The following is a 14,382-nucleotide window of genomic DNA, read 5'->3' as shown; positions in this document are numbered from 1 at the left end:
CCTGTCATCTGCTATGGAATTGTTTATGATGATCATGCACCAAGATATGGGGGATATCGATGCACGTATTTCGTTCTAAAAAAGACTGGTGGCTGCTGGCTTTTGTGATTTGTATGAGTGGCCTGTTGCTGCAACTACTGCTGACCATGCAGGCCAAAGGCACTATGCAGCAATATCCGCTGCACACTGCGGTTTATGTCCTGACTATTATCATTTTATGGTGGCCGCTGTGGAGTACGCGCTATGTGGTAGACAATGGGGTGTTGACCATAAAAAGCCTGTGGTTAAGCTGGAAGATTCCGTTAAGTGAAATCCAATCCATTCAGCCCACAGACCACTCTATCATTGCGCCAGCCTTATCCTTAAAGCGTCTGCGAATTGACTATACAGATGCGGGCATGCAGAAATTTATATTGGTTTCACCCAAAGATCAGACTGCTTTTATACAGGCGCTTCAGCCGAATAAAAACTGATATCGAGTCTGCCTTAGTTAAGCTTTTGCTTGCTCAGGCAGAACCACCAGCTGTCCATCGACACAGTCCAGATGCAGACTGAACTGCTCAGGCTGGTTTAAAAAATACAGCGCCAGAATCGGCTCCAGTTCGGTACGCATCTTGCGGCCCAAATGTCGGGCGCCGTAACGAATATCATGGTCCTGATAGAAATAGGCTTTGGCTGAAGCGCTTAAATGCACGCTGCGTTGCTGATGTTGCAAGCGCTTGTTCAGTTTATCCAGTTCAATTTCGACCAGACGTGGCAGGGCATCATGCTGTACCGCCTGATAATGCAGGCTGCGGTCAATCCGGTTCAGAAATTCAGGGTCGAATTTACGCTGCATGACTTTTTCAATGATGCGCTGGGTGGGAACGCGCTTCAGACACAGCGCCTGCATTTTCTCAGGCAGATAGCTGAGTTTGTCCAGATATTGCTGCGCCGCCTGTGCCCCGACATTGCTGGTCATAAAGATCATGCAGTTGCGAAAATCGATAGTTTTAGTGCCCGCTGTCAAGGTCAGCCGGCCAGTATCCAGCACGTTCATCAAGCCGCGAATCACTTCGTTACTGGCTTTTTCTAGCTCATCAAACAGGCTGTGGCCTTCTTTAGAGCCAACATAACCGGGCGGTGCGCCGGTCAAAGCCGCGGCATAATGTTCCTGTGCCAGAGTATTCATATCAATCCGGCAAAAGGCGTCCGGGCGACCATAGATCGCTTCGGCAATCAGACGCACGGTTTCAGTTTTACCGACGCCAGTAGGGGCCAGCATCAAGGTAACCGACAAAGAGCGATCCGGGCTGGAAAAATCTGCCTTGACCACATGCAGCATTTTTTCAATTTCATTCAGGGCTGCATCCTGTCCAATAATCCGTTCACGTAGCAGCTGCATTACATTATTTGGCTCGAAATGAAAACGCGGTTTGCCAATCAGGCGATCACGTTCAGACGGGTGATGGGTGAGGTAGAGGGTTGAACAATATGAATGCCCGATTGCTGCACGGTCATATGAAACATCTCAAAACTAGACTTTTTGAGCATAACAAAGTTAAAGGTTGAAATTTATAGCTTTTAACAATCAGTTTATGCCGTAAGGATTATAGATTGGGGGATAACCCGACAGGAACTTTAAGATTGAATGGCAACTTCAGGGGAATTTTGTGTTTTTGCTTGAAAATGACGCAAAAATCATCACATATATCTGCAGATTGTAGATGAAAAATAGGCTTTAGGTGAACGAAAACGCACGCCCCCATATTGAAAAAATCCTGGCGAATATGACCAGCCTGCCCGGGGTCTACCGGATGTATGGCAAAGACGGCGAATTATTGTATGTGGGTAAAGCCAAAAACCTGAAAAACCGGGTCTCCAGCTATTTTGTCAAAACGCTGGATCATCCCAAAACCCAGGCCTTGGTGGCACGGATTTATGATATCCAGACCCTGGTGGTACGTTCTGAAACTGAAGCCTTGTTGCTGGAACAGAACCTGATCAAGCTGCATCATCCGCCCTATAACATCATGCTGCGTGATGACAAATCTTATGTCTATATTTTTGTTTCGGCAGATAAACCCTATCCGCGTTTAGCCAGTGGGCGCGGCAAGGGCAAGCACCAGGTGGGCAAGTTTTTTGGACCTTATCCGAGTGCGTATACCGCCCGGGATACTCTGGTGGTGCTACAAAAACTGTTCAATGTGCGTTCCTGTGAAAACAGTTTTTTTGCCAACCGGACCCGGCCATGTCTGCAATACCAGATCAAACGCTGCTCTGCGCCCTGTGTCGGATTTATTTCTCCAGAAGACTATAAGGCAGATGTCGATAACTCGATCCGATTTTTGCAGGGCGATACCAAGGAGCTGAATCAGGAACTGATCGCAAAAATGGAAGCGGCCGCTGAAGCGCTGGAATTTGAAAAAGCGGTGTTCTATCGTGACCGGATGGCATTGTTAAGAGACGTACAGTCGCAGCAGGCGATCTATAAGCTCAAAGGCGAAGCCGATATCCTGTCGATTGCCTATCAGGCCGGGGTGACCTGTGTGCAGATCATGCATGTGCGCAACGGCAAAATGCTGGGTGGAAAAAGTTATTTCCCAGATATGCTCAGTGATGACCTGGGGCAGATGCTGGCCGATTTTATTGCCAATTTTTATTTTCAGGTGGCCGATGAAATCCCGGCTGAACTGATTGTTAATCTGGAAGTGGCTGATCGTAAAGAACTGGAAGCAGCACTCTCGCAGCATTTTGGCAAGAAAATCCAGATCAAGTCCAAAGTCCGCGAAACCCGGGCCGAATGGCTGGAACTGGCGCAGATGAATGTACAGCACGCGATTCAGGGCAAGCTGGCCAATCATATAGAATTAAATGAGCGTTTTCATCAGCTGGAGCAGGTGGTCGGCCGTCCGGTAGACCGGATCGAGTGCTTCGACATTTCACATACCATGGGCGAAGATACCGTGGCATCCTGTGTGGTCTTTGATAGTGGCGGCGCGCGCAAGCGTGATTATCGCCAGTTCTCCATTCATGATATTCAGGCGGGTGATGACTATGCCGCCATGCGTCAGGCGCTGACCCGTCGTTATAAAAAAGCCCTGTTGCCAGACTTGCTGCTGATTGATGGTGGCAAGGGGCAATTGCACATGGCAATGGAAGTCATGCAGGAACTGGGACTGGATGCCTTTATGGTCGGTGTGTCCAAAGGTGAGGGACGTAAGCCTGGTCTGGAAACCCTGCACTTTACCGATGGCAGTAAAATTCAATTACCGGAGGATCATAAGGCACTGCATCTAATTCAGCAGGTACGTGATGAAGCACACCGCTTTGCGATTACCAAGCATCGTGCCAAACGCGATAAAAAGCGTGGTTCATCAGTGCTGGAAGTGATTCCGGGGCTCGGACCAAAACGCCGTCGGGATTTGCTGACCCATTTTGGCGGGATTCAGGGCGTACTGAAAGCCTCAGAAAGAGATCTGCAACTGGTACCGGGACTGGGTTCAGTCATGGCCCGGATGATTTATAAAGTGCTGCATGAATGACGCGTGGCTTAAATGCAAGGGCCAAAGTGCGCATTGACGCTTGGGTCACGTGACATTCACAACCTGAAGAATTTTGCCGAATATACTGAGCATCAAGACTTACTGAGGGATCAACATGTCTTTGCATGCACTTTATGCACAAATTGCCGAACAGGAATGGGTAGAGTTTCCACAGGGATGGTTACAGGGTCGTACTCTGTATGGTGGTCTGGCTGCCGCGATGATGATGCAAAAAGCCGTCACTCACATCAATGATCCGGCCAAGCATTTGCTGAGTTGCAGTGTGACCTTTGTCGGCCCGATTCAGCAAGCCAAAGTACGACTGAGTGCCGAAATCCTGCGGCAGGGCAAGTCGGTGACCACGATTGAAGTGCGCTTATGGCAGGACGACGCGGTGCAAAGTATTCTGATTGCCAGTTTTGGTATTTCCCGTGATTCAGAGATTCAGGTTCAGCAACAAGCTCAGGCACCCGACTATGCTGCGCCAGAGCAGCTGTTTCAGATTCCTGCTGGCTATGGCATGCCAGACTGTTATGATCATTTCGAAGTGGCCTGGGCGGATGTCAATCTGCCTTGTAGTGCCAGTTCTCGTCCGGACTTTGGCGGCTGGTGCCGTTTCCATCCCGAAAAGCATTGCAACCGTGAATTTCTGGTCGCCGACTTGATGGCCATCTTTGATATCTGGCCACCCGGGGTGTTACCGATGTTTAAAAACATGGCGCCTGCGAGTAGTCTGACCTGGACAGTGACCTATGTGCATCCGGTTCAACATCAATTGCATGATTGGTTTAAATATAAAGTATTTACCGACTATGCTGCGGATGGTTATACGACGGAGCATGCCTATCTCTGGGATGCCGAAAATCGCCTGATTGCAATGGCAAGACAAACAGTGACGGTGTTTGCCTAGTGACACTGCAAGTCAATTCGTATAAAGTGAAGCCTATTAATGATGGATCAAACCTCTAAAAAAGTGTGCATTTTCATCGTACATGAGGGGAACAATTGGCGGTGTCTATGACTACAGGTCGTATCCTGAATATTCCAAATATCTTGACCTTGGCGCGTATCGCTCTTATTCCGGTATTTCTATTGGTGGCTTACTGGCCGCCTGCAATGGGCTTTGATGCTCATAACCCCGACATGACGCGGCATATAATTTTAACCACGATCTTTGTGGTGGCTGCGGTCACGGACTGGTTTGATGGCTATCTGGCACGTACATTAAACCAGACTTCTGCTTTTGGACGTTTTCTCGACCCAGTTGCAGATAAATTGATGGTCGCAGCTGCACTGATTGTGCTGGTGCAATGGCAGCCTTCCATGTCGATGGCTTTTGCTGCGATTGTGATTATTTCGCGTGAAATTACTGTGTCAGCCTTACGTGAGTGGATGGCAGAGTTGGGTGCACGGACCAATGTTGCGGTTTCAACGGTGGGGAAATACAAAACTGCTTTCCAGATGATCGCCATCACCGTATTTCTGTTAAATTGGCCACCGCTGGAAATGCTGGCGTATGCCTTGCTATACACCGCAGTGGTACTCACTTTATGGTCGATGTTCATTTATCTGAAAGCGGCTTGGCCATATCTGAAACAGCCTTAATCGAAATGAAAAGAGAAGCTCCTTGAAAGGGGGCTTTTTTTATGCGCTTAAATTATCAAGCCAATCGGCAAATTGCAGGCAAAAAAATACCCAGTCTTTGGGGGAAGAACTGGGATGAAATCGGGGTATTTGTTGCTTATTATTATAGTTATTCAAAGATATCTCATCTTCTTAGGGCTCATTATAGAGAGATAGTTTTTTTTAATCATGTGGCTTCTTGTAGCAGAATGTTGTGTTTTGTGAATACTCTGTATATTGCTTTTACAATCCATTATTTTGATACAAATCTAAATGTTTTTCAGTAGGATAGTGACTGACTCGATAGACGAAATAGGATAAGTGAAAATCTGTTTTTTGTGCCCTAAATATTGGTTAGTAAGATTTGCTAGATTTAGTCAAAAAATCCCTTGAGATAGGGGATAGATTTATGCCTACGCGGACTTTATCTTTGTCTCGTGTAACAAAAGAAAAGTAGGGCTTTAATGTGAAAAGCTTCTGTATGGGGAGCTCTTTACATTCAAAACTACGTGCTTAGCTGGTCTTGAGTAATGTTTAGAACAACACATAAAAAAGAATCTCCAAAGTTGGAGATTCTTTTAGATTAAAGTCTACGCGGACTTCGTCCTTGTCTTACGTAAAAAAGAAAAGCAGTGCTTTCTTTTTTACTCAGGCTTCAGCCCTTCGGCTTTTTCTAGGGATGCATCATTGTTAAAGAACTTTTCACGCTGTTCTTCAAGAAACTTTTTCGCATCTGCTTCAAACACGTTCAAACGCTTTTCATTAATTAGCGTAGTCTGGTGTTTTAGCCATTCTTGCCAAGCCTGTTTAGACACGGTGTCAAACAATTCCTGACCCTTTGGCCCCGGGAATGGAGCAAAGTCTAAACCTTCCATGTCCGCCTGATACTTACGGCAAAAAACTTGTCGAGACATATCCATACTCCAAAATTATGCGTAAAGTTGTTCCAAACGCGCATGTGCACGCTCAATGGCTGCTTTCACTTGAGCAGGCGCGGTGCCACCAATGTGATTACGGGCATTCACCGAAGCTTCAAGAGTTAGGGCTTTTTCAAATACGTCTGCTTGAATCAGGTCAGAGAACTGTTGCAGTTGTTCGAGTGTCAATTCAGACAGGTCTTTAGATTCTTGTACACCGAGTGCAACCGCTTTACCTACAATCTCGTGCGCATCACGGAATGCAACGCCGTTTTTTACCAAGTAATCAGCCAGGTCAGTCGCAGTTGAGAAACCACGCAGCGCTGCTTCGCGCATTTCAGCAATGTTTGGAACCAGTGCAGGAATCATGTCAGCAAATGCCATGAGTGAACCACGAACTGTATCGATCGCATCGAACAATGGCTCTTTATCTTCCTGATTGTCTTTGTTATAGGCTAGAGGCTGGCCTTTCATTAAAGTCAGCAGGCTCATCAAATCGCCATAGACACGGCCGGTTTTACCACGTACCAGTTCAGGCACATCCGGATTTTTCTTCTGCGGCATGATTGAAGAGCCAGTACAGAAGCGATCTGGAATATTCACGAATTTGAACTGTGCAGATGTCCATAGAATCAGTTCTTCAGACATACGTGATAAATGCATCATAATTAAAGATGCAGCGGCATTAAATTCAATCGCAAAGTCACGATCCGATACTGCATCCAGCGAGTTTTCAGCAACAGCTTCAAAACCTAGCAGTTCAGCAGTATAAGCACGGTCGATTGGATAAGTAGTACCTGCAAGTGCAGCAGAACCAAGCGGCATACGGTTGACACGCTTACGGCAATCAATCAGACGTTCTGAATCGCGTACCAGCATTTCAAACCAAGCCATTAGATGATGACCAAAAGTCACTGGCTGAGCGGTTTGCAAGTGGGTGAAGCCTGGCATGATGGTGTCGGTGTTTTTAGCCGCTAAGCTTAAAATACCTTTTTCTAGTTTTTTCAGTAATTCCAGGATGCTATCGATTTCATCGCGTACATAAAGACGGATATCTGTCGCCACCTGGTCATTACGGCTACGACCGGTATGCAGTTTCTTGCCAGTAATGCCGATACGTTGAGTCAGGCGTGACTCAATGTTCATGTGGACATCTTCTAAATCAATGCGCCATTCAAAGTTGCCTGCTTCAATATCGGCTTGAATCGCTGTCAGACCTTCAATAATGTCATCGCGTTCTTGCGTGGTCAGTACGCCCACTTTTGCCAGCATGGTTGCATGGGCAATCGAGCCTGCAATATCTTGTTTATAAAAACGTTGGTCAAATTGAACAGATGCTGTAAATTCAGCAACAAAAGCATCAGTCGCTTCAGAGAAACGACCGCCCCACATACCCGAAGTCTGGGCGTGTGATGGATTAGAGGAATTAGAAGATGTGGTCATGTCGGCTCAATCAGATTAAAAGCAGTAGAACGAAAAAGAGTATAACAAATTCAAAGCCCATTGCCGAAGTCACATCTGCTCAATCTTTTACATCGATAAACGAACAGACGCAAAATTCCTATTTTTTTAGCCAGATCGGCAATCTACGCTATTTGCTGGAACTGTTTGCTGGCGGCAATATTCTGGCCATGATTCTGGCGCTTGCAGAAGCGCAATCCTGGCAGGCTTTGAATGGAATGCACCTGCTGCAATATATCCTGTATATCAACTGGGTACTGTTATGTTTTGCAGCACTGGTCGAGCTGTTCCATCAAGCCTTTCAACGTATGGGAATCAAACTGGCTTTGATTTCTGGATTTCTGCTGTTACAGGCAATTGTACTGCTCACTACGGTGAACCTGAATATCTTGATATATTTTGGACAGAATTTTAATTTTCAGGATTTAAACCTGGCGATTGCGCTGGATCGGGTCGGACTCCATTTAAGTCTGGGAATTTTGCTGGGAACTTTCTGTTTTCGCTATCTTTATTTGCGTGAGCAATGGGAGCAGCAGCAGCATAGTGAGTTGAATGCTAGGATTCAGGCCATGCAGGCACGGATTCAGCCGCATTTTTTGTTTAACAGCATGAACAGTGTGATCAGCCTGATCAGTATCAATCCGGATAAAGCCGAGCACATGCTGCTGAATTTGTCACGGTTATTTCGTGCCAGTTTTCAGGAATTAAAACTGGTCAACCTGCAGGAGGAAATTGATCTGTGCCAGCGCTATCTGGAGATTGAGCAGATCCGTCTAGGTGAGCGTTTGCAGGTCGAATGGAAGTTAGAAAACAAAGACTTATACTCACAAGTTCAAATTCCATTATTAACTTTACAACCCTTGCTAGAAAATAGTATTTTCCATGGAGTTGAAAAAATTCTTACAAAGAGTACCATAAGCATATTGGTTGAAATATTGCAAAATCAAATTAATATCATCATAACGAACCCTTATGCACAGGATAATAAAACTTTAAAAAAGGGACATGGTATTGCAATAGAAAATGTCAGACAGCGTCTGCAAGCTTATTATGGACCCAGTGTGACTTTTCAAACCTTTGCCGGCGAAGGGATGTTTACGACGGTAGTGCGATATCAATATAAATAAAAATAAATCAAAGAAATCGCAGTTAGCTTTATCATTCATCTGATGATGTTAACTGGGTAAGGAGGAGAAATGGACATCCTGATTTGTGATGATGAGCCTTTGGCCGTCGAGCGTTTATCACGTTTGGTCTCTCAACTGGGGCATGATGTGGTGGCGACAGCAAGCCATGGCCGTCAAGCGATTGATCTGGCTCACCAATACGAACCCGATGTCATCCTATTAGATATTCAAATGCCTGAAATGAACGGACTGGCTTGTGCGCAACATTTGCGTCAACTGGATCCAATGCCGGCCATTGTCTTTTGTACGGCCTATGACCAACATGCGCTGGATGCATTTAAATCAAATGCCGAAGGCTACTTGCTTAAACCGGTGATGCAACAGGAATTGGCACAGGTTTTAGAGCACTTAACTAAACTTACCCAAGCTCAAATGAGCCAACTAAAACAAAAAGAAAATATGGACGAAATCAATATCAGCCGCCAGCAGATTGCGGCAAAGACCTATCGTGGTGTCGAATTGGTGCCAGTTGAAAATATCTATTATTTTCTGGCGGATCAGAAATATGTCACTGTGCGTCATAAAAACGGCAGTGTATTGATTGATGAAACCTTAAAGGAGTTAGAGCAGGAGTTTGGGAACCAGTTTATCCGGATTCATCGTAATGCCTTGATCTCGGTGCATTATCTGGATGGTCTGGAAGTGGTGAGTTCTGGTCAGTATCAGGTACGTTGTCGTGAGCTGGACGATCGTTTGGCGGTTAGTCGGCGACATTTACCGTTTTTACGAGATCGGATTCAAAAGCTTTAGCGGGGGATGAATGAGAGCATTCAGTTGAAACTTGTATAAATTCACTTGCATTTTCAAGTGAGCAGGTTAAGTTTAGACTATTGTTCTCATTTACTGTTATTGAAATTTATGAAGACCCTAAAAATTGCAACTCGACAAAGTCCACTTGCGCTTTGGCAAGCGGAACACATCCGTGCGCGCCTACAAGATTTGCACGCTGGTTTGCAGGTCGAGTTAGTCACTTTTGTTACACAGGGCGATAAAATTCTAGATACACCACTGGCTAAAATTGGTGGAAAAGGACTGTTTGTAAAAGAATTAGAAGCCGCTTTACTGGATGGTCGTGCAGATCTGGCTGTGCATTCCATGAAAGATGTCCCGATGGCCTTGCCCGAAGGTCTGAGTCTGGCAGTGATCTGTGAACGTGAAGATCCCTTAGATGCCTTTGTGTCGAATACCTACACTAGTTTTGAAGAATTGCCACAAGGCGCCAAAGTCGGAACCTCAAGCTTGCGCCGTAAAACCCAGATTTTAAAACAGCGTCCAGATCTGGACATTATCGATTTACGCGGTAATGTCGGCACACGTTTATCTAAACTGGATGCAGGCCAGTATGATGCGATTATTCTGGCCAGTGCCGGTTTAAAACGCTTGGGTCTGGCAGAACGTATTCGTCATACTCTGACGCCTGAAGTCAGTCTGCCGGCCGTGGGTCAAGGGGCATTGGGACTGGAATGCCGTACTCATGATCAGACGGTGCTGGACTTGATTCAGCCACTCCTGCATGCGGATACAGATGCGTGTGTACGTGCCGAACGTGCCTTTAATGCCTATCTAGAAGGCGGCTGTCAGGTGCCGATTGCCGGTTATGCCACGCTCAAAGAGGGTGTGATTTCAATCGAAGGTCGTGTAGGCAGTATCGATGGAGCAGTTTTGCTCCGGGCACAGCAGACTGGAAAAACGGCAGATGCAGAGCAATTGGGTGTGAAGCTGGCAAAAGACTTGCTTGATCAAGGTGCTGGCGAGTTGCTGAAAGCACTCTATTCACACTGATGTTATTGATTAATACCCGCCCCAGTGATCGTGCTGCAGGTTTGACCCAGCAGTTACAGGCAGCGCAAGTGTCTGTTTTAGAATTGCCTTTGCTCGAACTGCATGCAATGCCTTATTCCGATGAGCTGTCGAGTTTGTATCAGCAGCTGGAGCAGGCACAGATTATTGTGGTGGTTAGCCCGACGGCTGCCCAGATTGGTATGCAATATTTGCAACAGGCTGGAGTCGCGCTCTCGACTTTGGCACAGGTGCATTGGGTGGCAGTGGGTAAAGCCACTGAACAGGCATTGGCGAGCTATGGCATTCATAGTCATGTGCCTGAGGTCGAAACTTCGGAAGGCATGCTGCAATTGCCTGTGTTGAAGCAACTGGCTTCTGGTTCAGGTGTAGCCTTCTGGCGCGGAGAAGGTGGTCGTCAATTTATGATGGATCATTTACGTGCCAGCAATATTAAAGTTTTAAACTTTATTTTGTACCGGCGGCAATGTCCTGAAACGACAGCAACGATTTTGGCAAAGAACCTGGGGCTGCTTAAGACGCAGCAGCGTTTTGCAGTTCTGATCACCAGTGAAGCAAGCTGGTTAAACTGGCTGGCACTTATGCAGGATGATGCAGAGTTCATGCAGCACGTCTGTTATTTGGTTTTGGGGCCACGTTTGGCTACTATTCTTGGGGAATATCAACAGCAGCATCAGGCAAGTTTTCAATTCGTAGAAATCGATGATTTAGACGCAAACACGATCTTGCAGAAAATGAGGCTGATATTAGGGAACGCATGAAGAAACTATTCATTGTATTGTTCATCTTGAGTATGGCGTGGCTAGTTAAGCTCAGCTACGACTTACATGTTCTGAATACAGCACAGACTGAATTCAATCAAAGCATCAATCAGTTACAGCAGCAAAATGCCAATCTCAATGATCAGTTCGTGGCTTTAAAACGCCAGATTTCTGCTCAGCAGGAAAATGCTGGAACCACTTCATCTAAAGCGTCAGGACGTGAAGTGACAATTGATGCAACGCAAAATGATATTGCCTTGGTACAGCAACATCTGGATCTGATCGAATTTGCACTGCAACAGCAACAATACGCCACTGCAATAGAAAAATTAACTCAGTTATCCAATGAGCTGGATGATTATGTTTTAGCGCCTGCCTTGGTCAGTAGTTTGCAGCAAGTAATTGCGAAAGATCAGGACATGCTGAAAAAATTCGTGAACAGCCGATTAGTGCAGCAAAATAAAGTAAAAGAACTCTTGGTGCAGATGGATGCTGAAATTGAAAAAGAAATTCAGACACCACATCGTCAGCGTCCAGAAACTCAACGCTCTTTCTGGCAGCGCTGGATTCAGGTTGAATCCGCAGATCAGCCAAGCACAGTCTTGATGCAACGGCATCTGGTACTGAAAGAGGCCCAGTTGCGCTTGCTCATCGCACAGAATACCTTACAAAAAGACCAATCTGTCGCTTTTCAGCAGGCACTGAATGCCGTGATTGAAGTCTTGGAACAATTGCCGGATGCACAGAGCCAAAAATGGATTCAGCAATTGTATCAAATCAAGGCCACCCCGATTACTCCGATTCCATTATTAAACACACGCACCCTAGTGGGCTAATTGCTTATGAAACAGATTCTGCTAGCCTATTTATTTGTCTGCCTGCTTGGTATTGCGGGGCTGAGTATCCTGAGTTATGGACATGGGGCTGGCTATGTCTATCTGTATTGGCGCGAGTGGCAGTTACAAACCACCCTCTGGTTTTTGGCCGCATCCTTGGTGAGCGTGAGTTTTCTGATGCATTGCATCTGGTATGCGATCAAGCAGTATCGCAGCCGTGAACAACGTAAAACTCAAACGGTCTTTAGTTTTTCCCGCTTACATCCTTATGAACAACTGGCAGTCATCTGGTTATTAAACGCTGCGCAGGATCAGCGGGATTTTATTCACCAGTCTTTTACCAAGTCGGGTTTACTTAAACATATTATTGATGCACGTTTATCTTGGGGGCAACAGCAATATACCCATGCATTAACTGCTTTAAATCAGTCCAATCCCATGGCATTTGAATTGGCAGAATTACAGCGGATTGAAATTTATTTATCACAACAGCAAGGTGAACAAGCACTTACCCATTTAGAGTTTTTAAATCAGCATGAATTATCACCTTGGTTAATACAGGTTAAAACAGCCTATGAGCAGCGCCTTGTCGCCTTATGGGGGGTATTTGCCATGCAGTTTCCTTGGTTATATTTACGTTCGACCCAATATGGGCATTTAGACCAAGAAGTAAAAAAAACATGGCTTGAACAATTATTATTAGCCTATGACCAAGCCACACAGGACGATTTATTTTATTTACAGCAACGTTATTTAGATTTAAAACCGCAAATATTTGATCGTGACTATTCGGTCAAATTATTATGGTTGAAATTATTATTTAGAATACCAGAAATGAGTGCCGAGCATGAAGTGCTTGCGATTCATTTAATGGAACAGCAATTTAATCAGGATGTATTTTATTTGTGGTTCCAACAACAGTTATTGCGTCAAAACCCGGATTATGATGCGATTGCACAACAGATTTCGCACTGGGAAACCAAGTATCCGGCATTACCGGTTTTAAGCTTTGCGAAATGGCATGTGTTGCAAGCCACAGGCTATACAGATCAAGCCCAGCAACTACTTGACTTGTATCCGGATGATATTCGTATGAGTTATTTAAGAATTAAAGCTGCCTTACAAGATCGGGAGGACTTGCTACAGCAGTTAAATGCAGTATTTGAATCGAATGTAAACTTTATAGAAATTAAGACTTGAGAATAATAATGTCAGAATTAAAACAATATCCAGTTATTTATGAACAAACAGTCGCATGGGGTGATATGGATGCCTTTGGACATGTCAATAATGCCATGTATTACCGTTATGTCGAAAGTGCGCGTCTGGCTTATCTAGGGATATTAGATATACATAATGAACCGGTATTTACGGTAGTGTCTTCAAATCAGTGCCGTTATTTAAAACCTGTGGTTTTTCCTGATCATTTAAAAGTAGCAGCACGTATTGAAGAAATTCGAAATAGTGCAGTTAGAATGCAATATCTATTATGGAGTGAAAAACAGCAAAGTATTGTGGCTACTTCAGAAGCAGTGATTGTCTGTGTCGATAAAAAGACCATGCAGAAAACAGAAATTCCGGAACATATTCGCGAAAAAATCAAAGCGCTTGAATTAAGTGTTCAACATGAAATTTAAAAATGAATGAAGCATTTTATTTTGTAATTTTTTTTAAACTTTATTGTTATTGCTTTAAGTTTTTATATTGAATGTTTTATTTAATATAAATATGATGGGGCTATTATTTAACAAAACGAATAATATTATTTTTCGGAGAGCATTATGCCAGATATTACGCATTTATCAGTAGAAGAGTTAAAACGTTTACAAGCAGAAGCAGAGTCACTGATTGCTTCAAAAAAAGATCAAGAGATTGAAGATGCTTATCAGCAAATTTTGGCAGTTGCTGAGAAAGTTGGTATGACAGTTGAACAGTTACTTGAATTTGGTGCGTCTAAACGTAAGAAATCGTCACGTAAGTCGGTTGAACCGCGTTACCGTAGCAAAAGCAATCCGGACGATACCTGGACTGGCCGTGGTAAACAGCCGCGCTGGTTGGTGGCTGAATTGGAAAAAGGCGCAAAGCTGGACGATTTCCTGATCTAAGCTGCCATTTGATCTAGTCATTAGGCTGTCATACAGACAGTCTATGATCATTAAACCAAGCATACCTGCTTGGTTTTTTTATATCTATGAATTGGCGTTGGCAGAAAAGTGTGCATAATGTGTGGGTATAAGGGGAAAATTATAAATGGGGATTTGGACTTGAGCGAT

At 44.8% G+C, this 14,382-nt stretch carries 14 protein-coding genes and 1 pseudogene; 12 read left to right on the top strand and 3 right to left on the bottom strand.

Going from position 1 to position 14,382, the window contains the following annotated elements; translation table 11 throughout:
- Positions 1 to 59 precede the first annotated feature (59 nt).
- Complete coding sequence (locus PYW33_RS14165) at positions 60 to 473, top strand: PH domain-containing protein (RefSeq protein WP_004278641.1); 414 nt, start codon at positions 60 to 62, stop codon at positions 471 to 473.
- 17 nt (positions 474 to 490) lie between these two features.
- Here the strand turns inward: PYW33_RS14165 and PYW33_RS14160 are convergent.
- A pseudogene (locus PYW33_RS14160) lies at positions 491 to 1,500 on the bottom strand (AAA family ATPase).
- A gap of 224 nt (positions 1,501 to 1,724) precedes the next feature.
- On the opposite strand from PYW33_RS14160, the gene uvrC reads away from it, so the two are divergent.
- From uvrC to pgsA, 3 genes are all read left to right on the top strand, one after another.
- Positions 1,725 to 3,524, top strand: coding sequence for an excinuclease ABC subunit UvrC (uvrC, locus tag PYW33_RS14155; protein ID WP_004647300.1), 1,800 nt, complete (start codon positions 1,725 to 1,727; stop codon positions 3,522 to 3,524).
- 115 nt (positions 3,525 to 3,639) lie between these two features.
- Entirely contained in the window at positions 3,640 to 4,434 is a 795-nt protein-coding gene (locus PYW33_RS14150) for a thioesterase family protein (RefSeq protein WP_004647301.1), read from the top strand.
- A gap of 107 nt (positions 4,435 to 4,541) precedes the next feature.
- The gene (pgsA, locus tag PYW33_RS14145; protein WP_016806864.1) at positions 4,542 to 5,129 is read left to right on the top strand and encodes a CDP-diacylglycerol--glycerol-3-phosphate 3-phosphatidyltransferase; all 588 of its coding nucleotides are present in this window, start codon (positions 4,542 to 4,544) and stop codon (positions 5,127 to 5,129) included.
- A 662-nt stretch (positions 5,130 to 5,791) separates the two neighbouring features.
- Here pgsA and PYW33_RS14140 read toward each other — a convergent pair.
- Positions 5,792 to 6,061: an oxidative damage protection protein gene (locus tag PYW33_RS14140; RefSeq protein ID WP_004278636.1), complete on the bottom strand. Its 270-nt coding sequence runs from the start codon at positions 6,059 to 6,061 to the stop codon at positions 5,792 to 5,794.
- A 15-nt stretch (positions 6,062 to 6,076) separates the two neighbouring features.
- Positions 6,077 to 7,507: an argininosuccinate lyase gene (gene argH, locus PYW33_RS14135; protein ID WP_026055759.1), complete on the bottom strand. Its 1,431-nt coding sequence runs from the start codon at positions 7,505 to 7,507 to the stop codon at positions 6,077 to 6,079.
- Between argH and PYW33_RS14130 the strand changes: the two genes are divergently transcribed.
- From PYW33_RS14130 to PYW33_RS14095, 8 genes are all read left to right on the top strand, one after another.
- Positions 7,498 to 8,652, top strand: coding sequence for a sensor histidine kinase (locus PYW33_RS14130; RefSeq protein WP_004647305.1), 1,155 nt, complete (start codon positions 7,498 to 7,500; stop codon positions 8,650 to 8,652). The two genes, argH and PYW33_RS14130, sit on opposite strands and share 10 nt — an antisense overlap.
- A 69-nt stretch (positions 8,653 to 8,721) precedes the next feature.
- The gene (locus PYW33_RS14125) at positions 8,722 to 9,462 is read left to right on the top strand and encodes a LytR/AlgR family response regulator transcription factor (protein WP_004278633.1); all 741 of its coding nucleotides are present in this window, start codon (positions 8,722 to 8,724) and stop codon (positions 9,460 to 9,462) included.
- 108 nt (positions 9,463 to 9,570) lie between these two features.
- On the top strand, positions 9,571 to 10,494 hold the full coding sequence (hemC, locus tag PYW33_RS14120; protein WP_004647306.1) for a hydroxymethylbilane synthase: 924 nt from the start codon (positions 9,571 to 9,573) through the stop codon (positions 10,492 to 10,494).
- On the top strand, positions 10,494 to 11,273 hold the full coding sequence (locus PYW33_RS14115) for a uroporphyrinogen-III synthase (protein WP_004278631.1): 780 nt from the start codon (positions 10,494 to 10,496) through the stop codon (positions 11,271 to 11,273). Before hemC ends, PYW33_RS14115 begins: the two co-directional genes overlap by 1 nt.
- Positions 11,270 to 12,109 (top strand): hypothetical protein, encoded by an 840-nt coding sequence (locus PYW33_RS14110; protein WP_004647307.1) that lies wholly within the window; start codon positions 11,270 to 11,272, stop codon positions 12,107 to 12,109. Before PYW33_RS14115 ends, PYW33_RS14110 begins: the two co-directional genes overlap by 4 nt.
- A gap of 6 nt (positions 12,110 to 12,115) precedes the next feature.
- The gene (locus tag PYW33_RS14105; RefSeq protein WP_004278629.1) at positions 12,116 to 13,309 is read left to right on the top strand and encodes a hypothetical protein; all 1,194 of its coding nucleotides are present in this window, start codon (positions 12,116 to 12,118) and stop codon (positions 13,307 to 13,309) included.
- Positions 13,310 to 13,317: 8 nt separating this feature from the next.
- Positions 13,318 to 13,746, top strand: a complete 429-nt coding sequence (locus PYW33_RS14100; RefSeq protein ID WP_004278628.1) for an acyl-CoA thioesterase — start codon at positions 13,318 to 13,320, stop codon at positions 13,744 to 13,746.
- Between the two features lie 141 nt (positions 13,747 to 13,887).
- Positions 13,888 to 14,214, top strand: a complete 327-nt coding sequence (locus PYW33_RS14095) for an H-NS histone family protein (RefSeq protein WP_026055760.1) — start codon at positions 13,888 to 13,890, stop codon at positions 14,212 to 14,214.
- The last annotated feature ends 168 nt before the right edge of the window (positions 14,215 to 14,382 follow it).

Origin of the sequence: Acinetobacter lwoffii (assembly GCF_029024105.1) — a bacterium.
Lineage (GTDB): Bacteria > Pseudomonadota > Gammaproteobacteria > Pseudomonadales > Moraxellaceae > Acinetobacter > Acinetobacter lwoffii.
The sequence above is the reverse complement of the archived record's forward strand: the minus strand, read 5'-3'. Positions and strand labels throughout refer to the sequence as shown.